Source organism: Paraburkholderia sp. RL17-347-BIC-D, assembly GCF_046027915.1.
In the GTDB taxonomy this organism is placed as follows: Bacteria; Pseudomonadota; Gammaproteobacteria; order Burkholderiales; family Burkholderiaceae; genus Paraburkholderia.
The window spans coordinates 55,278-79,314 of record NZ_JARESS010000040.1 but is presented as its reverse complement, the minus strand read 5'-3'; the positions used below and the strand labels follow the sequence as shown (position 1 = coordinate 79,314).

Genomic DNA, 24,037 nt, shown 5'->3' with positions numbered 1-24,037 from the left:
CCCGATTTATGCCGGTAACGCAATCGCAACAGTGCAATCGGCTGATCCGATCAAGGTCATCACGGTCCGCACGACTGGTTTCGACCCTGTGGCAGCCGAAGGCGGCAGCGCATCGGTGGAGAAAATCGAAGCGGCAGCCGACAGCGGCATCTCGTCCTTCGTCAGCCGTGAAGTGACGAAGCTGGATCGTCCGGAACTGACGTCGGCGAAGATCATCGTCTCCGGTGGCCGCGGTCTAGGCAACGGCGAGAACTACACGAAGGTGCTAGAACCGCTGGCGGACAAATTGAACGCCGCGCTGGGCGCATCGCGTGCAGCGGTCGATGCGGGCTTCGTGCCGAACGACTATCAGGTCGGGCAGACCGGCAAGATCGTCGCGCCGCAGTTGTACATCGCAGTCGGCATCTCGGGCGCGATCCAGCATCTGGCCGGGATGAAGGACAGCAAAGTGATCGTCGCGATCAACAAGGACGAAGAAGCGCCGATCTTCAGCGTCGCCGATTACGGTCTGGTGGGCGATCTGTTCACGCTCGTGCCCGAACTCGTTAGCGAACTCGGTTAAGCGCCGTAACGCCGCATAGAAGGCGTCTGGCAGCACATGAAGGGCGTGGGACCGATCAAGTCCAGCGCCCTTTTTTTATATCAGAAGCGGGAGGAGAACTGAAATGAGCTATACGGCGCCCATCAAGGACATGCTGTTCGTGATGAAAGAACTGGCCGGTCTCGAAGACATCGCGACCTTGCCGGGCTTCGAAGACGCGAACCTCGAGACGGCGCAAGCCGTCCTCGAAGAGTCGGCGAAACTGTGCGGTGGCGTGCTGGCGCCGTTGAATGCAGAAGGCGATCGCAATCCGAGCAGCTGGAAAGACGGCGTGGTCACCGCGACGCCCGGCTTCAAGGAAGCGTTTCGCCAGTTCGGCGAAGGCGGCTGGCAAGGCGTGCAACATCCCGTCGACTACGAAGGCCAAGGCCTGCCGAAGCTGATCGCGACGCCGTGCGTCGAAATGCTCAACGCGTCGAATTTGTCGTTCGCGCTGTGTCCGCTGCTGACCGACGGCGCGATCGAAGCGCTGCTCACCGCCGGCACCGAAGCGCAAAAACAAACCTATGTGCCGAAGCTGATTTCCGGCGAGTGGACCGGCACGATGAACCTGACCGAGCCGCAAGCCGGTTCCGATCTCGCGTTGGTACGCACGCGCGCCGAGCCGCAAGGCGACGGTTCGTTCAAGCTGTTCGGCACGAAGATTTTCATCACCTGGGGCGAGCACGACATGGCGAAGAACATCGCGCATCTCGTGCTGGCCCGCACGCCGAATGCGCCGGAAGGCGTGAAGGGCATTTCGCTCTTTATCGTGCCGAAGTTTCTCGTCAATGAAGACGGTTCGCTCGGCGAACGCAACGACGTGCATTGCGTGTCGATCGAACACAAGCTCGGCATCAAGGCGAGCCCGACCGCGGTGCTGCAATTCGGCGACCACGGCGGCGCGATCGGTCATCTGATCGGCGAAGAAAATCGCGGTCTGGAATACATGTTCATCATGATGAACGCGGCGCGGTTCGCTGTCGGCATGCAAGGCGTCGGCATTTCGGATCGCGCTTATCAGAAGGCGGTCGCGTACGCGAAAGATCGCGTGCAAAGCCGTCCCGTGGATGGTTCCGCGAAGCAGCCGGTCGCGATCATTCAACATCCGGACGTGCGCCGTATGCTTGCCACCATGCGCGGCCTCACCGAAGCGTCTCGCGCGCTGGCGTACGTGGCCGCGGCGCACTGCGACATCGCGCATCGTCATGCGGACGAAGGCAAGCGCGCCGAACATCAGGCGATCTACGAGTACCTCGTGCCGATCGTGAAGGGCTGGAGCACGGAGTTGTCGATCGACGTCACGAGCCTCGGCGTGCAGGTGCATGGCGGCATGGGCTTCATCGAAGAAACCGGCGCCGCGCAGTACTACCGCGATGCGCGCATTCTGACGATCTACGAAGGCACGACCGCGATTCAGGCCAACGACCTGATCGGCCGCAAGACCGTGCGGGACGGCGGCAAGGTGGCGAAGTCGCTGCTCGCCGAGGTGGCTGAAACGATCGAGGCACTCGGCGCGCAGCAAGGCCCGGCGTTCGATTCGATGAAGAAGTATCTCGCGCAGGGCCAGCGCTCGTTGAGCGCGGCGGTCGATTTCGTCGTGGCCAACACGAAGGGCGATCCGAACGCGGTGTTCGCAGGCAGCGTGCCGTATCTGACGCTCGCGGGCATCGTGCTGGGCGGCTGGCAGATGGCGCGTGCGTTGCTCGTGGCGGCTCAGAAGCGCGACGAAGACCCGTCGTTCTACGGCGCCAAGATCGCGACCGCGCAGTTCTATGCGGAGCATGTGCTGCCGCTGGCGTCGGCGCTCGAAGCGTCGATTGTCAGCGCGAAGGGTGGAGAGAGTGTGCTGGCTTTGTCGGAAGATCAGTTCTGAGTTAGCTTCTGCTTCGCTTAAAAACAAACGGCGCCTTGTGAGGCGCCGTTTGTTTTTGTCGCGCTGGTCTGTCAGATCGCAAACCAGCGCCACCGCTTTCGCGAAGCGTCGTCGTTAAACCTTAAGCATAAGCCGGGCGATGCGCGCCGCCGATCTCGCCGAGATAGCGATGCACCGACAGATCGTCCGCCTTGATGGCCGGTTGCTTGCCCGACATCACGTCGGCGAGCAGTTGACCGGAGCCGCACGACATCGTCCAGCCCAGCGTGCCGTGGCCCGTGTTCAGGAACAGGTTCGGCACGGGAGTGCGGCCGACGATCGGCGTGCCGTCCGGCGTCATCGGACGCAGACCGGTCCAGAAGCTGGCCTTCGACGTATCGCCGCCGCCCGGGAACAGATCGTTCACGCACAATTCCAGCGTTTCGCGACGCGCCTGGCGCAGCGATTTGTCGAAGCCGACGATCTCGGCCATGCCGCCCACACGAATCCGGTCGTCGAAACGGGTGATCGCGATCTTGTACGTTTCGTCGAGCACGGTCGACACTGGCGCCGACGCTTCGTTGACGATCGGCGCGGTGATCGAATAACCCTTGAGCGGATAGACCGGAATCTTCACCAGACCGGACAGGAACTGGGTCGAGTACGAACCCAGCGCGACGACGAACGAATCCGCGCGCACCAGTTCCTCGCCGCACTTCACGCCGGCGATGCGGCCACCCGCCATCGCGAGTGCGTCGATCGGCGTGTTGTAGCGGAATTTGACGCCGAGTTCCTCAGCCAGCGCGGCGAGCCGCGTGGTGAACATCTGGCAGTCGCCGGTTTCGTCGCCCGGCAGGCGCAGACCGCCGCTCAGCTTGTGCGACACCGCGGCGAGCGCCGGTTCGGCACGCGCGAGTTCAGTCGGCGACAGCAGTTCATACGGCACATTGGCTTCCTGCAGCACGGCGATATCTTTCGCGGCGCCGTCGAATTGCTGCTGCGTGCGGAACACCTGAAGCGTGCCGCCAGCGCGGCCTTCGTACTGAATGCCGGTTTCGGCGCGCAGCGCTTGCAGGCAGTCGCGGCTGTATTCAGCGAGGCGGACCATGCGGCCCTTGTTCACTGCATAACGCGACGACGTGCAGTTCTGCAGCATCTGCCACATCCATTGCAACTGGAATTGCGTGCCGTCGAGGCGGATCGCCAGCGGCGCGTGCTTCTGGAACATCCACTTGACGGCCTTCAGCGGCACGCCAGGCGCGGCCCACGGCGACGCGTAGCCCGGCGAAATCTGGCCGGCATTGGCGAAACTGGTTTCGAGCGCCGGGCCGGCCTCGCGATCGATCACGGTCACTTCGTGCCCCGCGCGCGCCAGGTAATACGCGCTGGTCACGCCGACGACGCCACTGCCCAAAACGACGACTCGCATAGCTGCTCCAGGTATTCAAAATGAGATCTGAGGGCGATGCGCTCGTCGATACGTTGGAATTCGTTCGATTCACGAGGTGTAATGCGGCTCGCCCAGTGTTAACCGCTATACTATTAACAGTGAGGTAGGTTTTGTTATTGTATTTTCAAGATTTTCAGAAAAAACACCATGCGTACACAGCGCCAACCGGTCCGGGCTCTCGACAAACTCGATCACAAGATCCTGCGGCTGCTGCAACAGGACGGCCGCATGGCCATGAAAGACCTGGCCGAACAGGTTGGACTGTCGGTCACGCCGTGCATCGAGCGCGTCAAGCGGATGGAGCGCGACGGCGTGATCACCGGCTACCACGCGCGCGTGAACCCGGCGGAATTGGGCGCGGCACTGCTCGTGTTCGTCGAGATCACGCTGGATCACAAGAGCGGCAACATGTTCGACCAGTTCCGACGCGAGGTGCAGAAGATTCCGGAAGTGCTGGAATGCCATCTCGTGTCGGGCGATTTCGACTATCTGATCAAGGCGCGCATCGGCGAAATGGCCGACTACCGGAAGCTGCTGGGCGACATCCTGCTGCAACTGCCCGGCGCGGTGCAGTCGAAAAGCTACGTGGTGATGGAAGAGATCAAGGAAACGCTGACGATCGCGGTCGGCGATTAGGCGGCGCGACGGCGCAGGGCGGGGCTCGACAAACGGCGTAAACACTGTATATTTGTACAGGTGTTTTGCGCCGTTTTTCGTTTTTGCGTGTGCCAGCCGTGACCGACTCCGACCCCCACTTCGTCAACGAATTTCCGATCGCACCGCCCGTGCCTCGCAAGGGCCGTGGCGCGGTGACGAACTTGCAAGGCCGCTACGAAGTCGACCAGCGCGAAGCGGTGGACGACGGCTGGCTGGCGTCGCCGGAAGACGATGACGAGCCCAAGGTCTTGCGCACGCAGGTCTTCGAAGAGCGTGCTAAGACCATTCTCACGCGCAACGCGTCGCCGGATATTCCGTTCAGCGTGTCGCTGAACCCCTATCGCGGCTGCGAGCACGGCTGCATTTATTGCTTTGCGCGGCCCACGCACGCTTATCTGGGGCTGTCGCCGGGGCTCGACTTCGAAAGCCGGATCTACGCCAAGGTCAATGCGCCGGAGTTGCTCGAGCGGGAACTGTCGAAGAAGTCGTACGTGCCGGAGCCAATCGCGCTAGGCGTCAATACGGACGCCTGGCAACCGGTCGAGCGCGACTTGCGGCTCACGCGCAGGGTGATCGAAGTGCTCAGCGAGCGTCAGCATCCGTTTGCGGCGATCACCAAGTCGTCGCTGATCGAACGCGAACTCGATTTGCTGGCGCCCATGGCGGCGCGCGGGCAATTCATGGCGGCCATCACCATTACCACGCTGGACGCGGACATCGCTCGCACGCTGGAACCGCGCGCGGCCACGCCGTCGCGGCGACTGCGCACCATCCGCACCTTGAGCGAGGCGGGCATTCCGGTCGGCGTCAGCATCGCGCCGGTGATTCCGTTCGTCACCGAACCGGATATGGAACGCGTGCTGGAGGCCTGTGCGGAGGCCGGCGCAAGCAATGCGAGCTATATCGTGCTGCGTCTTCCTTGGGAAGTCGCGCCGCTATTCAAGGATTGGCTCGCCGCGCACTTTCCCGATCGCGCTGACCGGGTGATGAGCCGCGTGCGGGACATGCGCGGCGGCAAGGACTACGACTCGTCCTTCTCCACGCGCATGAAGGGCGAAGGCTTGTGGGCGGATCTGCTCAAGCAGCGATTCCACAAGGCGGTGCGCCGGCTGGGCCTGAACCGGCGCGACCGCGGCATTCTGGATATGTCGCACTTTCGCCGGGTCGAGGCGGCGCGTCCCGCCGAACCGGCGCGCGATGATCCTCAACTGGATCTTTTTTAACGCGGCGCGCGCCGGATCACTGCGAGAGCGCTTTCGCCGCCTGCACCTGACTTTCGAAGTAGGTCTGGAACGAAATGGCGAGGCCGGTCATCAGCAGGAAGGCGCCGATCAGCAGCGAAAAAATCACGATGAAAATGACCGTCCAGCCGGAGCGGCTTTTGCGTTGGGTCTGAGCGTTGAACTGCGCGTCCCACTTTTCGTCCGGGCGCAACCCGTAGACGATCGCGGCAAGAAACGCCGCGAGTAGCGAGACCGCGCCGGGAAAGGCCAGCGCCCAGCCGAGCATCGACGACCGTTCGCTGGCCACCAGCAGCATGGCGCCCGGAATGCCGATCAGCGTGCCGATCACGTGAGCCCAACCGTAGATGTCGCGCATGCCGTACAGATAGAAGCGATGCGCGCCAAGGCTGCCGAAGAAGAACGCCAGGGCGGCTGTAATCGTCTTGGATCTGAAACGCGGAGAATTCGAAACAAGGGTGGACATGTAGGCCAGAGCAGAGTGACAGGCGGTCGAAAGGAGCGGCGCGCGGGCTTGCGCGGACCGACGCGCATTCTACGCCCGCCGCAGGCCGCCGGTCACGTGACGGGTGGTCGCGGTCGCGGGACGGGTGGTGCGAGAAGCATTGGATCGAGTCGGTCGGCCGAGCGGGTTGTGTGAGATGCGCCGGAACGAGGGGCTGCAAGGGCGGCGAGATTCGTCTGACTGGCTGGACTTTCCGAGCGCCCGGCGTTCAAGGCGGCGAGTCGCTTGAGGCAGGCTACGGCGCCGAATAGGTGACGCGATAGACAGCGCCGGCGTAATCGTCGCTGATCAGGAGCGAACCATCGGGCAGTGGCAACACGTCGGCCGGGCGCCCCCACTCGCTCTCGCCGGACTGAAGCCAGCCTTCGGCAAAGACTTCCTGGCGCGCGTTGCTGCCGTCCGGGTCCGTAGTTACGTGGACGACGCGATAGCCGATCTTCTTGCTGCGATTCCACGATCCGTGCTCGGCGATAAAAATACTGTTCCGGTAAGCGGGCGGAAACATCGATCCGCTGTAAAAGCGCATGCCGAGCGCTGCGACATGAGCACCGAGTTTGACCACGGGCGGCGTAAACGCGCTGCACGGATGGTCCTTGCCGAACTCGGGATCGGGCGTGTCGCCGCCGTGGCAGTACGGAAAGCCGAAATCCATCCCGGCGCGCGGCGCGCGGTTGAGCTTGTCGTCCGGCACGTCGTCGCCCAGCAGGTCGCGGCCGTTGTCGGTGAACCACAGTTCGTGCGTCACGGGATGCCATGCGAAGCCGACCGAATTGCGGATGCCGCGCGCGACGACTTCGTAGTGACTGCCGTCCGGATCCATGCGGCCGATCAGTGCGAAGCGGTTGCGATCTTTCAGGCAGACGTTGCATGGCGCGCCTTGCGGCACGTATAACTTGCCGTCCGGGCCGAACGCTATGAATTTCCAGCCGTGGTGCGTCTCCGTGGGTAATGTATCGATCACGACGGCGGGCTTGGGCGGATCGTTCAGGTGGGTGTCGATCGCATCGAAGCGTACGATTTTCGACACCTCGGAGACATAGAGCGCGCCATCGCGCCACGCCACGCCCGCTGGCGTTTCCAGCCCGGAAGCGATCACATGGCGCGCCGTGACGCGTCCGTTTTGCAATTCGAGCGCGTACACGTGGCCGTCGAGGCTGCCTATATAAAGAATGCCCTTCGGCGAGAGCGCCATGGCTCGCGCGCTCGGCACGGCGTCCGACAAGACCGCGATATGGAAGCCTGGCGGCAGTTTGATTCGGTCCACCGGCAAAGCGGCGAGCGCCGGCAGGGCGGTTGCGGCGAGCAACACGGCGGCGCCTGCGCGCAGGCCCCGGCTTCGCAAAGCGAGCGCCAAGACGGCAATCCGCATGGCGGCGGTAAAAAAAGCGCGCAAAAACACAATTGGCAGCAGGAGTTTCACGGGCGCTCCGTCAGGTGATTCGGGCGTTTCGACGTGGTTCCGGGCTCCCGCCTGTATGGCCGGCGCAACCCCGTCGCTCAGTTTATCCGGGTAAGTGTTTGTTATGGCGTCGGTTTCCCGCTATAATCGCGTGTTTCAGTCGTTCCGAACCCCGGTTTTCAAGGATTCTAGTATGGTCATCATCCGCTTGGCTCGTGGCGGCTCCAAGAAGCGCCCGTTCTACAACATCGTCGCAACCGATTCGCGTAACCGTCGTGACGGCCGCTTCATCGAGCGCGTTGGCTTCTACAACCCGGTCGCTACGAAGGGTGAGTCCCTGCGTATCGCTCAGGACCGCCTGACGTATTGGCAAGGCGTTGGCGCACAACTGTCGCCGACCGTCGAGCGTCTCGTGAAGGAAGCTGCAAAGGCGCAGCCGGCTGCTTAATGGTGGCTAGCATGCGTATCGTCGTCGGGTCGACCGGCGGCTCGCGCGGTGTGCGTGAGCAGTCCGATGCGCGAGTTGTTTTGCTGAAGCAGGCGTCGAAGCTGGCAGCGAGGTTCTCTTATGTCTGAGCGTGATTCCGGCAGTTCTGGTCGCGTAAAGGCACAAGCGACAAAAGCAGCAGCAGCCCCGCGCGCGAAGACGTCTGATCAGGCGCCGTTCGGTGCATTCGTCCGCAAGACGGTCGAAAAAGCAGAAGGCAAGGCGAAAGCCAATGTTGCAAACGCCGGTTCCGGTGCAGGAGAAATGCGCATGGAAACGGTGGAAACCTGGCCGGCCGACGCGGTTGAGGTTGGCGCAATCGTCGACGCATACGGCCTCAAAGGCTGGGTCAAGGTAGCCGCTCATGCGGATGCCGGGCATGGCGGCGATGCTTTGCTGAGCGCGAAGCGCTGGTGGCTGCTCAAAGGCCAGGAGCGCAAGTCGGCGCCGTCGTTGCAAGCGAAAACGCATAGCGACAGTGTGGTTGCCCATCTGGGCGGCGTCACTGACCGTGATGTGGCGCTGGCACTGCGCGGCTCACGCGTCTATATCAGCCGCAGCGAATTTCCGGCCCTCGAAGCCGACGAATTCTACTGGGTCGACCTGCTTGGCCTCGATGTGGTGAACGTTGCCGGGGTCAATCTCGGCAAGGTTGCAGACATGATCGACAACGGTGCGCACTCGGTGATGCGTATCGAATATCCGGCTACCGACAAAAGCGGCAAGCCGGCAACCGGCGAGCGTTTGATCCCGTTCGTCGGCGTCTTTGTCAAAACGGTGGACCAGGCGGCGAAGCAGATCACTGTCGACTGGGAAGCCGATTACTAAATAATTCGCTGAATGGAGAGAGCGATGCAGTTCGATGTCGTCACGCTCTTTCCTGACATGTTTCGCGCGCTGACCGACTGGGGTATCACCAGCCGTGCGGCGAAGCAGGAGCGCTACGGGTTGCGTACGTGGAATCCGCGCGATTTCACCACCGACAACTACCGCACGATCGACGATCGCCCGTACGGCGGCGGCCCCGGCATGGTGATGCTGGCCAAGCCGCTGGAAGACGCGATCGGCGCGGCGAAAGCAGCGCAGGCGGAGCAGGGCATCGGCGCGTCGCGCGTCGTGATGATGTCGCCGCAAGGCGCCACTCTGAATCACGACCGTGTCATGCAGTTCGCGGCCGAACCCGGTCTGATCCTGTTGTGCGGGCGCTATGAAGCGATCGATCAGCGTTTGCTGGACCGTGTCGTCGATGAAGAAGTCAGCCTTGGCGACTTCGTGCTGTCGGGCGGCGAATTGCCGGCCATGGCCTTGATGGATGCCGTGGTGCGTCAGTTGCCCGGTGTGCTCAACGACTCGCAGTCGGCGGTGCAGGATAGTTTTGTCGACGTGCTGCTGGATTGCCCGCATTACACGCGCCCCGAGGAATACGACGGCGTGCGTGTGCCCGATGTGCTGCTCGGCGGCCATCATGCGGAGATCGAAGCGTGGCGTCGGCGGGAAGCCTTGCGCAACACGTTGAACAAACGGCCCGATCTGATCGTGAAGGCCAGAAAGAACAAGATGTTGAGCCGTGCCGACGAGGCATGGCTTGCGAGTCTCGCGAAGGAAGAGTCGAAGGCGTAAAGCCTTGGGTCTTTCGAGCGGACATTAGGCGGCGCCGCGCATGCGTGCACGGCGCCAGATGTGAACCCATCCTCTATCGGGGCCGTAGCCAAGTGTTTTCACGAGGCAGGTACGAACGTCGACAAGATGGACTTAGGAGTCAGTGATGAATCTGATTGCAATTCTCGAGCAGGAAGAAATCGGCCGCGCTCTCGGCGAGAAAACCATCCCCGAATTCGCTCCCGGCGATACGGTGATCGTCAGCGTGAACGTGGTTGAAGGCACGCGTAAGCGTGTTCAGGCTTACGAAGGCGTCGTGATCGCCAAGCGTAATCGTGGTCTGAATTCGTCGTTCATCGTCCGCAAGATTTCGTCGGGCGAAGGCGTCGAGCGTACGTTCCAGACGTACTCGCCGCTGCTGGCAAGCATCGTCGTGAAGCGTCGTGGCGATGTGCGTCGTGCGAAGCTGTACTACCTGCGCGACCGTTCGGGCAAGTCGGCCCGGATCAAGGAAAAGCTGGTCTCGAAAGACCGCGCTGCTTCCCAAGCGTAAATGCTGTAAGAAAAAGCACCCCTCGCGGGTGCTTTTTTGTTTGCCAGGTCAAAATAGCGGAATGTCCCCTATCCGCTCATTTCGAGAGACCCGTTGACCCGCCCCGTCTTTGAGCCTGAAACCCTGCCTGTCGAAGCGACAGGCGCCGATCTGCCGCCGGTGGCGGGCGCGCGTCTCACGCCTGATGGCCTGCGCGCCCGCTTCGAGCAGCGTCTTGCCTGGACCCCCGAGCTCGTCGTCGATGCGCCCTGGCGCGATGCCCACGCCGATCCGCGCGTCGCGGCGGTACTGGTGCCGCTGGTGGTCCGCGAGCACGGCCTGACCGTGCTGCTGACGCAGCGTGCCGACCATCTGAACGATCACGCTGGCCAGGTGAGCTTTCCAGGCGGCCGCCACGAACCGTTCGACGCCGATGCCACGGCCACCGCGCTGCGGGAAGCGGAGGAGGAGGTCGGCCTCGATCCATCGCGCGTGGAAATTCTCGGCGCATTGCCCGACTATCTGACGGGCACCGGTTTTCGTGTGACGCCGGTGATCGGCCTCGTGCATCCGCCGTTCACGGTGAAGGCGGACGCGCTCGAAGTGGCCGAAGTCTTCGAAGTGCCGCTCGCCTTCCTGATGAACCCCATGCACCACGAAGTGCGCGTGTTCCGCTATGAAGGCGGCGAGCGCCGTTTTTTCGCGATGCCGTATCCGCGCGCCGCATCGGCTGAACCCGAGGAGAACGGCAGCGAAGTCGGCAGCCACTATTTCATCTGGGGCGCGACGGCGGCGATGCTGCGCAACTTCTATCGCTTCCTTGCGGCCTGAGTTGCACCGGACTGTGCAGTTGTCAGGTGTTTGTCGACGTCCGCGCTCAGTGGCATCCGACCCTGTGCTATCGTTATAAAACAATCGTAAAACTCGAAAAGCACGGCGCATCGCATGACTTTTTTCTCCGTATTGCTGGCTCTGATCATTGAACAGGTACGCGCGTTGTCGCCGAACAATCCGGTGTCGGCGTTGCTTCAATACCATGCGGAGTCGGCGGCGCACGGATTCGATGCCGGCAAGCCGAAGCACGGCTTGCTCGCCTGGCTCGTGGTGGTGGTGCCCTGGACGCTGGCCGTCGCGCTCGTCTACTACGTGCTCTATCACATTCACTTTGCGCTGGCGTTCCTGTGGAACGTCGCGGTGCTGTACTTCACGCTGGGCTTCCGCCAGTTCAGCCACTACTTCACGGACATCCACCTCGCGTTGAATAACGACGACGTGCCGCGCGCGCGTGAGATCCTGAACGAATGGACCGGGCTCGATACCGTCGACATGCCTGTCAGCGAGATCGTGCGCCATACGTTGATTCATGCGGTGGTCGCTTCGCATCGGCACGTGTTCGGCGTGTTCTTCTGGTTTCTGATTCCGGTCGGCCCGGCGGGCGCGGTGCTGTATCGGATTGCCGAATATCTGGCGCGCACGTGGGCACGGCCGGTCGACGACCGCACGGTCGCGTTTTCGAGCTTCGCGCAGCGCGCCTTCTTCGTGATCGACTGGGTGCCGGCGCGGCTGACGTCGCTGGGTTTCGCGATCGTCGGCAATTTCGAAGACGCGATTTATGCATGGCGCAACCATGCGCGCCAATGGCCGGATGCGAACGACGGCGTGTTGCTGGCCGCGGGTAGCGGTGCGTTGGGCGCACGTCTGAGCGGGCCGCTGGCTGAACCGTCGAGCCTCGACGCGCTCGCCACCGGCGACGGCGGCCCGATGCAGGTCGGCGACGACTGCACGCCGCGCACGCTGCAATCGGCCGTGGGTCTGGTGTGGCGCGCGGTGGTGTTGTGGATGATTTTGCTGCTGATGCTGACGATCGCGGTGTGGCTGGCGTGACGTCGCTACGCTAAGCGCTGCTCGCTACGAAAAAAGCCGGACAAACAATGTCCGGCTTTTTTTATCCGCTCATGCCGCTGCCTCGATCAGCACGGTCAATAACGAGCCCTTCACCCATCCCGCGGATCGCGCGCCGTCCCACACTGCCAGCACACCGTAAACTGCGCTTCGAGCGTCTCACCACACTGACGACATCGCCAGCCAGGCGACCCCGCCGCCGGCCCATGCAACGCCGCGTCGATCAACCTCCGCGCCATCGCCTCATCGCGTTCGTCGACGAGCCAAAGCTCAGGCGAGCACTGATCCGCGGGAATATCGCCGAGCGCGCCGTTCAGATAGCGGTTGTGCAACTCGCAAGCAATGCCCGCAGTCGCCAGCACATTGACCCAATGCTGTCCGATGATCAGATTCGGCGCGCGCATCAGTTTCATGTCAGCGGACGATCTGACTGGCTTCATGCACGAGTTGCGCATACAACGCATGCCGTTCGCGGCGGATGCGGCCGTCCGCGACCGCTTCGAGAATCGCGCAACCGGGCTCATGCAGGTGATGGCAATTGTAGAACCGGCAGTTCGGCAGCAACGGCCGGAACTCCGGAAACGCGCGCTCCAGCCTGCCTTCGGTCAGATGATGCAGGCCGAATTCCTGGAAGCCCGGCGAGTCGATCAACGCGCCGCCTTCGCCGTCCGCGCTGTCGAGCAGCGGATAGAGACGCGTGAAAGTCGTCGTATGGCGCCCGCTGTTCAACGCAGTAGAAATTTCGCGCGTGGCGACTTCGGCATCAGGAATCAGCAGATTCACAAGCGTCGATTTGCCCATGCCGGACTGGCCGAGCAACAGCGTCGAATGACCGTGCAGATGTTCGATCAGCGCGGCACGCGCGGCTTCGGGCTGCATCTTGATCGACACTTCCACGACCGTATACCCCAGCGCGCGATACGATTCGAGCCGCTTGCGCGCGCCTTCGAGCGCTTCGGTCACGTCGGTCTTGTTCAGCACGATCAACGGCTTCAACTCGTTCGCCTCAGCGGCGACGAGTGCGCGCCCGAGCAGGTCTTCGCTGAAATGAGGTTCAGTGGCGAGCACGATTAATAGCTGATCGAGGTTTGCAGCGAACAGTTTCGACTTGTACTGATCCGAGCGATACAGCAGATTGCGCCGCTCGCCGATTTCGACGATCACGCCCTGGTCCGCCGAAGCCAGCTCATAAATCACGCGATCGCCGACCGCCACTTCGCTGCGCTTGCCGCGCGGAAAGCATTGGAGCATGGCGCCGCCGTCATCCGGTGCGACCAGATAGTGGCGGCCATGCGCGGCCACCACGAGGCCGCCTACGCGCGCGCTGGACGGCGCGCGCGGCGCTTTCGGGGAGCGGCCGCTCATGCGTGCCGCAGCAGGCGGTCGATCCGCTGCGACGCCGGCGGATGCGAATAGTAGAACGCGGTGTAGAGCGGATCGGGCGTCAGGGTCGACGCATTGTCCTCGTACAGCTTGACGAGCGCGTTGACGAGGTCTTGCGCATCGGTCTGCGTCGCGGCGAACGCGTCGGCTTCGAACTCGTGCTTGCGCGAGCTGAGGCTGCCGAGCGGCGTCACGAAGAACAGGAACACCGGTAGCGCGAGGAAGAACAGCACCAGCGCGAGGCCGCTATTGCCGCCGATCAGCGACGGCCGTACGCCCAGCCCTTCGTAGAACCACACGCACTGCGTGAGCCAGCCGAGCAGGGCGAGCATCGCGAGACTGATCGCGAAGGTGACGAGCATGCGTTTGATCACATGACGACGCTTGAAGTGGCCGAGTTCGTGCGCGAGCACGGCTTCGATCTCGCTGCCCGACAGGCGCGCGAGCAGCGTGTCGAAGAACACGATCCGCTTGGCCGCGCCGAAGCCGGTGAAGTAGGCGTTGCCGTGTGCCGAACGGCGGCTGCCGTCCATCACGAAGAGGCCCTTGGCGGCGAAGCCGCAGCGCTGCATCAGCGCCTCGATGCGGCTTTTCAGCGCTTCGTCCTTGAGCGGCTCGAACTTGTTGAAAAGCGGCGCGATAAACGACGGATACAGCACCAGCACGAGCATCTGAAAGGCGACCCACACGATCCACGTCCACAGCCACCACAGGCTGCCGGCCTGGTTCATCAACCACAGCACGACGAACAGCAGCGGCAGGCCGAACGCGGCGCCGAGCAGCACGCCCTTGATCCGGTCGACGAAGAAAATGCCTTTGCTCATGCGGTTGAAGCCGAAGCGCTGCTCGACCACGAACTGCCGGTAGTAGTCGAAAGGCAGGTCGATCGCGCTGGTGATCGCGATCACCGCCGCGACCAGTGCGATCTGGCCGACGTAACCGCGGCCGAGCCAGTCGGAGATGCCCAGATCGAGCGCTTGCACGCCGCCGAGCAGCGTGAGGCCGATCAGCACCGCCGCGCTGACGACGATCTCGATCATGGTGAGGCGGGTGCGCTCGACGGTGTAGTCGGCGGCGCGCTGGTGCGCGGTCAGCGCGATGGTGCCGGCGAACTGGCTCGGCACCTGCTCGCGATGGCCGGCCACGAAGCGGATCTGCCGCGACGCGAGCCACAGTTTGGTGCCGACCATCGCCACGACGGCGATGACGAACAGAACGGTGAAGTACAGGGTAGGCATCCGGGGATTCCGTGGTATCTATGCGAGAATTATATGTTTCTTCCCGCCTCGCGGCGGGGGATGGGCTCAAACTAGCCCAAACCAGCTTAATCCAATCTCAAACGAACAATTGCCGCGGCAGGCGGGCTTGCAGAGAAGCCGTTTGCCCGGCCATCAGGGCTGCCTTCATGACTGACATCCTCGCATCCACCGAACAGCCGCCGCTCGTGCGCAGCGACATGAATCTCGTCTGGCTGGACATGGAAATGACCGGGCTCGAGCCCGACTCCGACCGCATCATCGAAATCGCGGTAGTGGTGACGAATTCGACGCTCGACAGGATGGTCGAAGGTCCGGTACTGGCGATTCATCAGAGCGACGAGACGCTCGCCAAAATGGATCAGTGGAATCAGAACACGCACGGCCGCTCGGGCCTGATCGACCGCGTGAAGGCGTCCACGGTGAGCGAGGCCGACGCCACCGAACAGATCCGCGATTTCCTGAGCGTCTACGTGCCGCCGGGCAAATCGCCGATGTGCGGCAACTCGATCTGCCAGGACCGCCGCTTCATGGCACGCTGGATGCCGGATCTGGAGCGCTTCTTCCATTACCGCAATCTCGACGTCAGCACGCTGAAGGAACTGTGCCGCCGCTGGCAGCCGGCCATCTACAAGGGCTTCCAGAAACGCGCGATGCACACGGCGCTGGCCGATATCCACGAGTCGATCGACGAGCTGAAGTACTACCGCGAGCACTTCCTGATCCCGTCGGCACCGGACCCCGCAGACGGCGCGGAATAAAACTGCGGAATAGCAGCAGTAGAAAAAGCGCGCCTAAGCCGGCCGGGGCGCGCGCTGCGCGTTCTTCGGCCGGAACGCCTTCACCACGTCGGCGTTGGTTTCCACGTACGGTCCGCCGATCAGGTCAATGCAGTACGGCACCGCGGCGAAAATGCCCGGCACCTTCACCGCGCCGCCTGCTTCGGCGTCGCGCAAGCCTTCCAGCGTTTCCTTGATCGACTTCGGCTGACCCGGCAGGTTGATGATCAGCGCCGCGTGCTCCGCCGTTTCGCGGATCACCGCGACCTGGCGCGACAGAATCGCGGTCGGCACGAAATTCAGGCTGATCTGCCGCATCTGTTCGCCGAACCCCGGCATTTCCTTGGTGGCGACGGCCAGCGTCGCCTCGGGCGTCACGTCGCGGCGCGACGGGCCGGTGCCGCCGGTGGTCAACACCAGATCGCAGCCGACCTCGTCGACCAGTTCGGTCAGCGTGGCGGAAATCGTCGGCGCGTCGTCCTGAATCAGGCGGGTGACCACTTGCCACGGCGAGGTGAGGGCCGCGCCGAGCCATTCCTGCAAGGCCGGAATGCCTTTGTCCTCGTACACGCCGGTGGACGCGCGGTCGCTGATCGACACGAGGCCGATCACGATTTCGTCGGGGTGCTTACGTGCCGCCTTAGGCGTCGCGGTCGTCATCGTCGTCTTCGTCCAGGGCGTCGTCGGCATCGGAACCGGTCTCAGCGGACGGGCCGTCCGCGTTCTTGATCCACTGGAACAGTTCGCGGAAGTAGCGCGGCGGCTTGCTCTGCTGCGCTTCCTTACGGGCGTTGCGGATCAGCGTGCGGCCCTGCTGCGGGTCGGCGTTCGGGTGCTGGCGGATGAACTCGGTCAGCGCGGCGTCGTCGGCGAGCAGCTTTTCGCGGGTGCGCTCGATCCAGTGGAGCTTGGCCGTTTCCGCCTTGTTGACGCCGTTATAGGTGTCGAGCGCGGTGCGCAGCGCGGCGGTTTCCTCGTCCAGCAGCGAGCGCATCACGCGGCCGACGTATTGCACCTGGCGGCGTTTGCCTTCGTGATCGGTGATGCGGCGCGCTTCGCGCACGGCGTCGTCGAGCTTTTCGGGCATCGGCATGCGCTTGAGCGCGTCTTTGGGCAGCGCGATCAGCGCCGAGCCCAGTTCCTGCAGCTCGTGCATTTCGCGCTTGAGCTGGGACTTGCTGGGACGGTCGTAGCCGTTCTCGTCGACTTCCGGCTCGGCGGATTCGATGGGTTGAATGCGGGTTTTGCGTGTCATTCCGATATTGTAGCGTGCCGCGCCCACCGCACCCGCGGTGCTGCCGCGCACAAGGGCCTCGCGCCTTGCGAAGCGATGGCGAGGCGGCGCTCGGACGGCGGTGAGGCGAGGCGCAGCGAATGCCAGGTACGGCATCGCGTACCTTGCTATGATCGCGGGATACGTAATCGGACACAGGCGCGGACATCGGCGCGCGTATGCGCCAGGCATGTGCGTGACCGGTGCGAACACAGCGAACACACTGGGCCGCTCGGCCCCGAACAGGACGGCAACGACAATGGCAGCAGACATGGACGTCAAGCAGCGCTTTTTTCCGCATACCCAGGATGAACTGAAGGAAATCGCCTCGGACATCCTTCGTCACGCGAAGTCGCTCGGCGGTACCGACGCGGCGACCGAGATTTCCGAAGGCGACGGCCTGTCCGTCTCCGTGCGGCGCGGCGAAGTCGAGACGATCGAGCACAACCGCGACAAGATGGTCGGGGTGACGGTGTTCATCGGCAACAAGCGCGGCAATGCGAGCACTTCGGACTTCTCGTCGCAGGCTTTGAAGGACACGGTCGCGGCGGCCTACAACATCGCCCGCTTCACGGCGGAAGACGATTGCGCGGGTCTCGCCGAAGCGGAGTTGCTGGAAACGGCGCCGCGCGATCTCGATCTCTATCACCCGTGGAATCTGTCCGCGGACGAAGCGGTGGAGATCGCTCGCCGCTCGGAAGACGCCGCGTTCGCGACCGATCCGCAGATCAAGAATTCGGAAGGCGCGAGCGTCTCGGCACAGCACTCACAGTTCGTGCTGGCCACCTCGCGCGGCTTCCTGGCCGGCTATCCGTACTCGCGCCATTACATCGCGTGCGCGCCGATTGCGGGCAGCGCCCGCAACATGCAGCGCGACGACTGGTACACGTCCACCCGCAGCGCCGAAGAGCTGGCCGATCCCGAAGCCGTGGGCCGTTACGCGGCGCAACGCGCGCTGGCGCGCATCGGCGCGCGCGGTCTGGATACGCGCAAGGTGCCGGTGCTGTTCGAAGCGCCGCTCGCCGCGGGCATCCTCGGCGCCTTCGTGCAGGCCACGAGCGGCGGCGCGCTGTATCGCAAGACCTCGTTCCTCGTCGATAGCCTGGGCAAACCGGTGTTCGCTCCGCACGTGCAGGTGGTCGAAGACCCGCACGTCGCCCGTGCCATGGGCAGCGCGCCGTTCGACGAAGAAGGCGTGCGCACCAAACAGCGTTCGGTGGTGAAGGACGGCGTGGTGGAGGGTTATTTCCTGTCTACCTACTCGGCGCGCAAGCTCGGCATGCAAACCACCGGCAATGCCGGCGGCTCGCACAATCTGTCGCTGCGGAGCTCGAATACGCGTCCGGAAGACGACTTCGAAGAGATGCTGCGCAAGCTCGGTACGGGCCTGTTGCTGACCGAACTGATGGGGCAGGGCGTGAACTACGTGACGGGCGACTATTCGCGCGGCGCGTCGGGCTTCTGGGTCGAGAACGGCAAGATCCAGTATCCGGTCGAGGAGATCACGGTGGCGAGCACGCTGCAGGAGATGTTCCACCACATCGTCGCGATCGGCGCGGATACGATCACGCGCGGCACTAAGCAGACCGGCTCGGTGTTGATCGAGCGGATGACGATCGCGGGGCAATAACAGGGTTTCAGCCGCTGTTCGGCGGGCCGGTTCATTGGCCTGCGGGCCCGTAGAAACGAAAACGCCACGCAATTGATTGCGTGGCGTTTTTTTATGTCAGGCGCCCTTGCGCTTGTACGTCACGAACGCGTAGTCGAAATCGTTCGGCGCATCGGCGCGATGCGTTTCATGCGCGACTTCTACCCACTCGTTTTCATCGAGTTCGGGGAATGTGGCGTCGCCTTCGAAGTCGGCGGAAATCTCGGTGATGATCAGCTTGTCCGCCTGCCGCAAACCTTCCGCATACAACTGCGCGCCGCCGATCAGAAACGCTTCCGGCGCCTGATCCTGAGCGGCGAGCTTGAGCGCGTCTTCGAGCGTGGTGGCCGCGTCGCAGCCCTGAAAACGCCGCGTGGCATCCCGTGTCACGACGATGTTGCGGCGTCCCGGCAACGGCCGGCCGATCGACTCATGCGTCTTGCGGCCCATGATGATGGGCGCGCCCATGGTCGTGCGCTTGAAGAACGCGAGGTCTTCGGGAAGTCGCCAGGGCAACTGGTTGTCGCGGCCGATCACGCCGTTGTTGGCGCGAGCGACGATCAAGGTGAGCGTCGTCATCGAATGGAAAGGGGAACGTAACCGGACTGATTCTACCTGACGCGCGGCCCCGCGCCGCGGCGGCGGCTTTCGGCCCGGCGGCGGCCAGTGAGGCCGCAGCGCAGCCGGCCGGGAAGCGCCGCGCAAACCACGCGCGCGCCGCAGCCGGACGCGGCTGCCAGATCACGCGGCTTCACTCAGCTTCACGAGACGCCGCCGGCCATGCCCAGCCCGCGCCGCCTCATTCCTGCGCGCTGTCGTCCGCGGCGAATGCCGCCTTCTCGTCGGCGGCGCTCAATTCGCGCAAGCCGTGCTGACCCATCAGCCGGTACAGCGTCACGCGCGAGATACTCAGATCCATCGCCGCCTCGTTCAGCCGATGTCGATGACGCAGCAGCGCCGCTTCGATCGCGCGCTTCTCGGCGGCCTCGCGGGCTTGCGAGAGCGTCATGGTCTGCTGCGCGGTGAAGTGCGCGAGATCGAGGTCGTCGGCGGAAATCAGCTTGTTCTCCGCCATCACGATCGCGCGGCGCACCCGGTTGATCAGCTCGCGGACGTTGCCGGGCCAGTTGTAGTTGTAGAGCGCCTCGATCGCCGACGGCGTGAAGCCGCGGATCTTGCGCGCGCTGTCGGTCTTGAACTTGTGCAGGATGTGCTGCGCGAGAATCTCGATGTCCTTGCCGCGCGCGCGCAGCGGCGGCTCGTCCACCCGCAGCACGCAGAGCCGATGGAACAGGTCGGCGCGGAACTGGCCGTCGCGCATCGCGACTTCCAGATCGACGTGCGTCGCTGAAATGATCCGCACGTCGACCGGAATCGATTCGCGTCCGCCGAGGCGCTCGATCTTGCCTTCCTGCAAAAAGCGCAGCAGGCTCGCCTGGCTCTCGAGCGGCAGGTCGCCGATTTCGTCGAGCAGCAGCGTGCCGCCGTCGGCGGCTTCGACGCGACCGATCTTGCGTTGATTCGCGCCGGTGAACGCGCCGCGTTCATAGCCGAATAATTCGGATTGCAGCAGATGGTGCGGAATCGCGCCGCAATTGATCGCGATGAACGGCGCCTTGCGGCGCGGCGAACGCTCGTGGATCGCGAGCGCGGTCAGCTCCTTGCCGGTGCCCGACTCGCCGGAGATGAACACGCTCGCGTCGGTGTTCGCCACCTTGCGAATGGTGCGAAAGAGTTGCTGCATGGCTTCGCAGGTGCCGACCATTTCCTCGTCGCCCGACTCGCTCACGGGCGGCGCGACTTCGGGATCGCACAGCGTCACCATGCCGAACGCGTGCCCGACCAGATAGTCGACCGTGGTGTGGGCCACCGGCACCTTGACGAAATCGAAGCAGTAGTGGCGCACGAGTCGCCGCACCACGGGATCGTTGAGCCGTTCGTTGGTGGCGAGCGCGATCCAGCCGACTTGCTGCTGGCGCAGGCTCGCTTCGAGTCCGGCGAGGTCGCGCGGCGGAAAGCTCGCCAGATCGACGATGCCCGCGCAAGCCACATCGGGATTCACCAGACGGCCGAGCTCATGCGCCGAGCGCGCCGCCACGACGTGCCAGCCGCGGCTTTTCAGATGGGCAATCAGCGCGCCGTCCGGTGTACGCGCCACGTAGAGCAACAGCCGTTCGACGCCGGAGCCGGGCGCCGTGGCTAACGGCGCCGCGCCGCCGATCGTCGCCACGACCGCCGAAGCCCGGCTTGTCGCACCGTCGACGGGGGGGCTCGCCGCCGTCTCGTTCGGCAGCGCCGGTGTCCTACGCGCTCCCGATCCCGCTCCGGCTACCGGAGCAACACTGGTCAGATGAGGTGATTCACGCACGTTCGACCTCGTATCGTTGGCACGTCAGAATGTGTAGGGAAACCGCATGCCGACCACGAAGTTCGGCGCGTCGGGCGTCAAGCCCACGGAGACCGAGCCGTTGATGGTCAGGTGCTTGTTCACGACGTGGTTCAGGCCAAAATTGAGCGCCGCGGCGGTCGTCTCGCTGCCCGGCACTTTTTCGTATGAGCCCCCGGGCGCGCGCGTCTTCGATTCGGGTGCGAGCGCCAGCGTGTAGGAAATGCTGGCCGAGTCCTTGTCGGAGAATGCGAGCGCCACGCCGCCGCCGAACTGCACGATGTCGCCGAGCTTGACCGTCGCCGGCTGGGTTTGGCCTTGCACCGACGAGATGTCCGCAAACGAGCGCGCGATGTTGTAGGTGTAAGAGAGGCTGCCGAACAGCACGACCGGGTCATAGGTCTTCAACAGCGAGACGCCGGCCGTGATGTTCCAGAAGCCCGTGCCGGTGGGCAGCTTGCTCGGCGCCACCAGATTGGTGTTGTTGGCGTCCAGCTGCACCAGCTTCTCGCCGAACGGCGAGGTGCCGGTCGGCGCCTTGATGCGCAGGCTGCCGACCACGTCCGGCAGGCTGTTGGTCTCCTTCAGGAACTGATAGTAGATCCCGAAGTTGACGTCGCCGATATTGCTGCTGTTCACCGCTGCATCCGACATCGTGCTGGCCGCGCCGCCCGCGCCACCCACGATGAAGTTGCTATGCCGGTAGATGTACGGCACGTCGACGTCGATACTCATGCGGTCGGTCAGGCCGTAGCGCGTGTCGAGGTCCGCCATTACCTGGTGCGACTTGGTCTCGCCCAGGTTGATGTTGCCGAGGAAAATCGCGTCGAGCGCGAGGAAGCCCGACAACTGCAACTGACGGCGATCGTAGTAGGTGTCGCTGATACCCCAGTCCATCGTCAGCTTGTGGTCGAAGAGCGGGGCATGCTCGCGCTGCACGACCGCTTCTTCGGCCTGCGTGCGCACCGGTTCGGCCGCTTTCTGCGTCTGGCCGATGGCGCCGCTGCCGTCGCTCGCGGGCGGCAGGCCGCCCGCGCTGCTGCCTGCGGGCGGCGGCGGATAGACGGGCACGCCGGTCGCCGTACCCGTGTTGCCGCCGGTCGCGGGGGTGCCGGGATTGAGCTGGGCGAGCGTCGGCAGCGGCACCGGCAAGCCATCGGCACCGGGCTGTTCGGCCACGGCTTCGCTGCCGGCCGGCGCGCCGGCGCCCGGTACGCCGCGACCGCGTTGCGACATCTCCAGATTGGTCATCTGGCGCTCGAGTGAATGAATCTGCCGCTGTTGTTCATCGACGACCCGCATCAACGTATTCAAACGTTCTTCGACCGATTGTCCAGCGAGCGCCTGGGCGCCCGCCCCTTGCGAAAGTGCGAACAGCATGACGGCGGCCGGAATGGCCGCCAGTGCCATGCGCGGCACCTTCTTCGATGAAAGATTGTTCATTTTGTGTTCCCCCGGTGTTCCGGCTGCGCGTCACCGGTCCTGACGGCGCGCGGCCTACCTGTACTGCCTTGCTACGGTCGGCGGGTGGCGGCCCGCGTGCCTATCTCCTGTTTTGCAGAGCTTGTAGTACGCCTAACTGGCGGATCATCGAGGCCGACATTGGCTGAGTTTGCAAATGCAGCTGCAAGGCGTTGGCGACTTGCTGGTTATTGCCTGCAATCTGCAGCAACTGGGCGATCTGCCCGTTGCCCGGTATGACGGTCTGGGTGGCGAGCCCAGTCGGCGTCTGCAGCGCGACACTGATGCCGTTGCTGCCGAACGAGATGCCGGCTTTAACGGAGCCGGTCGAATTGCTGGCCGAGGCTGACGGGGCATTGGCGGTGCCCGCCAGCGTCACGGCGTTGTTGTTGAAATCGATGAGTGCGGAGTTGGCGCTGCTGTTACGGTCGCCCGCCACCTGTGTCACTTGTGAAACACCGTTGACCGTGATGCTCTGGCCTCCGTTGACCTGAGCGTTGGGATTGGCTCCCGAATTGGCCGCATTGGTGTGGCTGCCGGGGCCGCCGCCGGTCACGCTCGCGAGCGTGCTGACGCTGGTGGTCACCTGGCCGAGCGCGTTCTGGGCCGCGCCGAGCGTGCCCTGGGCGAGGGCGGTCACGCCGTTGGGCAGTCGCCATTGCGAGATGATGTTCAGAACGAAGCCGGAGATCATCGTGCCGCCGGCATACTTGCCGGTCTGGCCGGCGAGGACATCGTCGTCCACCATCTGTACCTTGACGGCGCCGGAACCGCTGTCATGAGAAGCGAGAAATTCAGGCAACGGTGGCGAGCCGGTGCCTGATGCTGCCTGGGCGCTGCCGCTTATTCCGCTTAAGCCGCACATCATGGTGCAGATCGCGAGCCCGAGCTGGGTGAGGTGTTGCTTCATGGTCGGTTCAGAACAGGTCTGCCTTGATCAAGCCGTACTCGACAAAGGGAGTCGCAGCGGTGCCGTTGGCCAGCGCGCTGGCGCGCAGCTTGAGCGCCAGCGACTCGTTGTCCTGCAAGAGCGGGGAATCCTCCCTGAAGGGTTTGCCGAGGACCGCGAACACCAGACCGTTCCAGGTCCGGATGAAGTCCTCTTCGAGCAGGATGCGATTGCCGAGGGCGGGATCCGCGATGAACACGCGGCCATCCTGGGCATGCTTGATGATCACGAAATGCTCGTACCCGTCGATGTTCATCAGAACCATCACGGGAATCTGCAAGTGCTGGAGCGCGTCGGCGTTGACCCGGAAGCCGCGGCCGCGCAAACCGATGGTCTCGACGAATTTCTTCATGTCGAGCATGGAGAAGCCATTCTTGACAACGACTTCGGGCGTGGAGAACACCATCATCCGACTGATCAGTTCGGTTTCCGGAATATCGATGCCATAGCCGTATTTGAGGAGCGTAGCCAGCGCCGCCGCACCGCAGCTGTAATCGAACTGCTGATTGACGATGTGGCTGTAGCGGATGTCCTTCATCGAGCGGACCGTCTTTTTCAACGGAACGCCCGCCAGCGTGGACGTGTCGATGCTCGCCTGCGCGTAACTCTGGCCCACGCACAGCGTGCAACTGGCCAGCGCTACGGCGAACTGTAGCGCCGGGTACCTCTTGAACCCCGACATGCTGGTCTCCCCC

Annotated in this window: 25 protein-coding genes; 12 read left to right on the top strand and 13 right to left on the bottom strand. The window is 63.7% G+C overall.

Annotated elements, in window-relative coordinates:
- On the top strand, positions 1-562 hold a 562-nt coding region (locus tag P0D96_RS35735), incomplete at its 5' end, for an electron transfer flavoprotein subunit alpha/FixB family protein (RefSeq protein WP_408318354.1).
- 103 nt (positions 563-665) lie between these two features.
- Positions 666-2,456, top strand: a complete 1,791-nt coding sequence (locus tag P0D96_RS35730) for an acyl-CoA dehydrogenase (RefSeq protein WP_408290552.1) — start codon at positions 666-668, stop codon at positions 2,454-2,456.
- A gap of 121 nt (positions 2,457-2,577) precedes the next feature.
- On the opposite strand, the gene P0D96_RS35725 is transcribed toward P0D96_RS35730, so the two are convergent.
- A complete protein-coding gene (locus P0D96_RS35725) occupies positions 2,578-3,864 on the bottom strand; it encodes a D-amino acid dehydrogenase (RefSeq protein WP_408290550.1) in 1,287 nt (428 codons plus the stop codon).
- A gap of 168 nt (positions 3,865-4,032) precedes the next feature.
- On the opposite strand from P0D96_RS35725, the gene P0D96_RS35720 reads away from it, so the two are divergent.
- Positions 4,033-4,521, top strand: coding sequence for an Lrp/AsnC ligand binding domain-containing protein (locus P0D96_RS35720; RefSeq protein ID WP_007180908.1), 489 nt, complete (start codon positions 4,033-4,035; stop codon positions 4,519-4,521).
- Positions 4,522-4,619: 98 nt separating this feature from the next.
- Positions 4,620-5,765 (top strand): PA0069 family radical SAM protein, encoded by a 1,146-nt coding sequence (locus tag P0D96_RS35715; RefSeq protein WP_408318352.1) that lies wholly within the window; start codon positions 4,620-4,622, stop codon positions 5,763-5,765.
- Between the two features lie 16 nt (positions 5,766-5,781).
- Here P0D96_RS35715 and P0D96_RS35710 read toward each other — a convergent pair whose 3' ends face one another.
- Complete coding sequence (locus P0D96_RS35710; RefSeq protein ID WP_408318350.1) at positions 5,782-6,249, bottom strand: NINE protein; 468 nt, start codon at positions 6,247-6,249, stop codon at positions 5,782-5,784.
- Positions 6,250-6,523: 274 nt separating this feature from the next.
- Positions 6,524-7,657 carry a PQQ-dependent sugar dehydrogenase gene (locus P0D96_RS35705; RefSeq protein ID WP_459252703.1) on the bottom strand — a complete coding sequence of 378 codons (1,134 nt, stop codon included), beginning with the start codon at positions 7,655-7,657 and terminating at the stop codon, positions 6,524-6,526.
- 223 nt (positions 7,658-7,880) lie between these two features.
- Between P0D96_RS35705 and rpsP the strand changes: the two genes are divergently transcribed.
- From rpsP to P0D96_RS35675, 6 genes are all read left to right on the top strand, one after another.
- Complete coding sequence (gene rpsP, locus P0D96_RS35700; protein ID WP_007180912.1) at positions 7,881-8,135, top strand: 30S ribosomal protein S16; 255 nt, start codon at positions 7,881-7,883, stop codon at positions 8,133-8,135.
- A gap of 120 nt (positions 8,136-8,255) precedes the next feature.
- Positions 8,256-9,002, top strand: a complete 747-nt coding sequence (gene rimM / locus P0D96_RS35695; protein ID WP_408290544.1) for a ribosome maturation factor RimM — start codon at positions 8,256-8,258, stop codon at positions 9,000-9,002.
- 24 nt (positions 9,003-9,026) lie between these two features.
- On the top strand, positions 9,027-9,794 hold the full coding sequence (gene trmD, locus P0D96_RS35690) for a tRNA (guanosine(37)-N1)-methyltransferase TrmD (protein WP_408181087.1): 768 nt from the start codon (positions 9,027-9,029) through the stop codon (positions 9,792-9,794).
- A 145-nt stretch (positions 9,795-9,939) separates the two neighbouring features.
- The gene (gene rplS / locus P0D96_RS35685; RefSeq protein WP_074765043.1) at positions 9,940-10,326 is read left to right on the top strand and encodes a 50S ribosomal protein L19; all 387 of its coding nucleotides are present in this window, start codon (positions 9,940-9,942) and stop codon (positions 10,324-10,326) included.
- 93 nt (positions 10,327-10,419) lie between these two features.
- Positions 10,420-11,136, top strand: a complete 717-nt coding sequence (locus P0D96_RS35680) for a CoA pyrophosphatase (protein ID WP_408290541.1) — start codon at positions 10,420-10,422, stop codon at positions 11,134-11,136.
- Between the two features lie 114 nt (positions 11,137-11,250).
- Complete coding sequence (locus tag P0D96_RS35675; protein ID WP_115102193.1) at positions 11,251-12,189, top strand: CobD/CbiB family protein; 939 nt, start codon at positions 11,251-11,253, stop codon at positions 12,187-12,189.
- A gap of 110 nt (positions 12,190-12,299) precedes the next feature.
- Here P0D96_RS35675 and P0D96_RS35670 read toward each other — a convergent pair whose 3' ends face one another.
- From P0D96_RS35670 to P0D96_RS35660, 3 genes are read right to left on the bottom strand one after another with little or no spacing between them, the layout of a single operon-like run.
- Positions 12,300-12,620, bottom strand: coding sequence for a putative signal transducing protein (locus P0D96_RS35670; protein ID WP_408290562.1), 321 nt, complete (start codon positions 12,618-12,620; stop codon positions 12,300-12,302).
- Between the two features lies 1 nt (position 12,621).
- Positions 12,622-13,572, bottom strand: a complete 951-nt coding sequence (gene rsgA / locus P0D96_RS35665; protein ID WP_408318346.1) for a ribosome small subunit-dependent GTPase A — start codon at positions 13,570-13,572, stop codon at positions 12,622-12,624.
- Entirely contained in the window at positions 13,569-14,828 is a 1,260-nt protein-coding gene (locus tag P0D96_RS35660) for a M48 family metallopeptidase (protein ID WP_132373530.1), read from the bottom strand. The genes rsgA and P0D96_RS35660 overlap by 4 nt, the downstream gene beginning before the upstream one ends.
- A gap of 167 nt (positions 14,829-14,995) precedes the next feature.
- Between P0D96_RS35660 and orn the strand changes: the two genes are divergently transcribed.
- Positions 14,996-15,607 carry an oligoribonuclease gene (gene orn, locus P0D96_RS35655; RefSeq protein WP_408318344.1) on the top strand — a complete coding sequence of 204 codons (612 nt, stop codon included), beginning with the start codon at positions 14,996-14,998 and terminating at the stop codon, positions 15,605-15,607.
- Between the two features lie 33 nt (positions 15,608-15,640).
- Here the strand turns inward: orn and mog are convergent, their stop codons facing one another.
- Together mog and yjgA are read right to left on the bottom strand one after the other, a co-directional pair.
- The gene (gene mog / locus P0D96_RS35650) at positions 15,641-16,285 is read right to left on the bottom strand and encodes a molybdopterin adenylyltransferase (RefSeq protein WP_132373532.1); all 645 of its coding nucleotides are present in this window, start codon (positions 16,283-16,285) and stop codon (positions 15,641-15,643) included.
- The gene (yjgA, locus tag P0D96_RS35645) at positions 16,266-16,880 is read right to left on the bottom strand and encodes a ribosome biogenesis factor YjgA (RefSeq protein ID WP_408318358.1); all 615 of its coding nucleotides are present in this window, start codon (positions 16,878-16,880) and stop codon (positions 16,266-16,268) included. The genes mog and yjgA overlap by 20 nt, the downstream gene beginning before the upstream one ends.
- Positions 16,881-17,157: 277 nt before the next feature.
- Between yjgA and pmbA the strand changes: the two genes are divergently transcribed.
- Positions 17,158-18,528, top strand: a complete 1,371-nt coding sequence (pmbA, locus tag P0D96_RS35640) for a metalloprotease PmbA (protein WP_132373533.1) — start codon at positions 17,158-17,160, stop codon at positions 18,526-18,528.
- A gap of 96 nt (positions 18,529-18,624) precedes the next feature.
- On the opposite strand, the gene P0D96_RS35635 is transcribed toward pmbA, so the two are convergent.
- The 5 genes from P0D96_RS35635 to P0D96_RS35615 form a co-directional block, all read right to left on the bottom strand.
- Positions 18,625-19,125, bottom strand: a complete 501-nt coding sequence (locus tag P0D96_RS35635) for a dihydrofolate reductase (protein ID WP_132373534.1) — start codon at positions 19,123-19,125, stop codon at positions 18,625-18,627.
- A 220-nt stretch (positions 19,126-19,345) separates the two neighbouring features.
- Positions 19,346-20,914, bottom strand: a complete 1,569-nt coding sequence (locus P0D96_RS35630) for a sigma-54 dependent transcriptional regulator (RefSeq protein WP_408318342.1) — start codon at positions 20,912-20,914, stop codon at positions 19,346-19,348.
- 24 nt (positions 20,915-20,938) lie between these two features.
- Positions 20,939-22,375 (bottom strand): hypothetical protein, encoded by a 1,437-nt coding sequence (locus P0D96_RS35625; protein WP_408318340.1) that lies wholly within the window; start codon positions 22,373-22,375, stop codon positions 20,939-20,941.
- A 100-nt stretch (positions 22,376-22,475) separates the two neighbouring features.
- Positions 22,476-23,303 (bottom strand): peptidase C39, encoded by an 828-nt coding sequence (locus tag P0D96_RS35620; RefSeq protein ID WP_408318338.1) that lies wholly within the window; start codon positions 23,301-23,303, stop codon positions 22,476-22,478.
- 7 nt (positions 23,304-23,310) lie between these two features.
- A complete protein-coding gene (locus P0D96_RS35615; RefSeq protein WP_408318336.1) occupies positions 23,311-24,024 on the bottom strand; it encodes a C39 family peptidase in 714 nt (237 codons plus the stop codon).
- Positions 24,025-24,037: the final 13 nt, after the last annotated feature.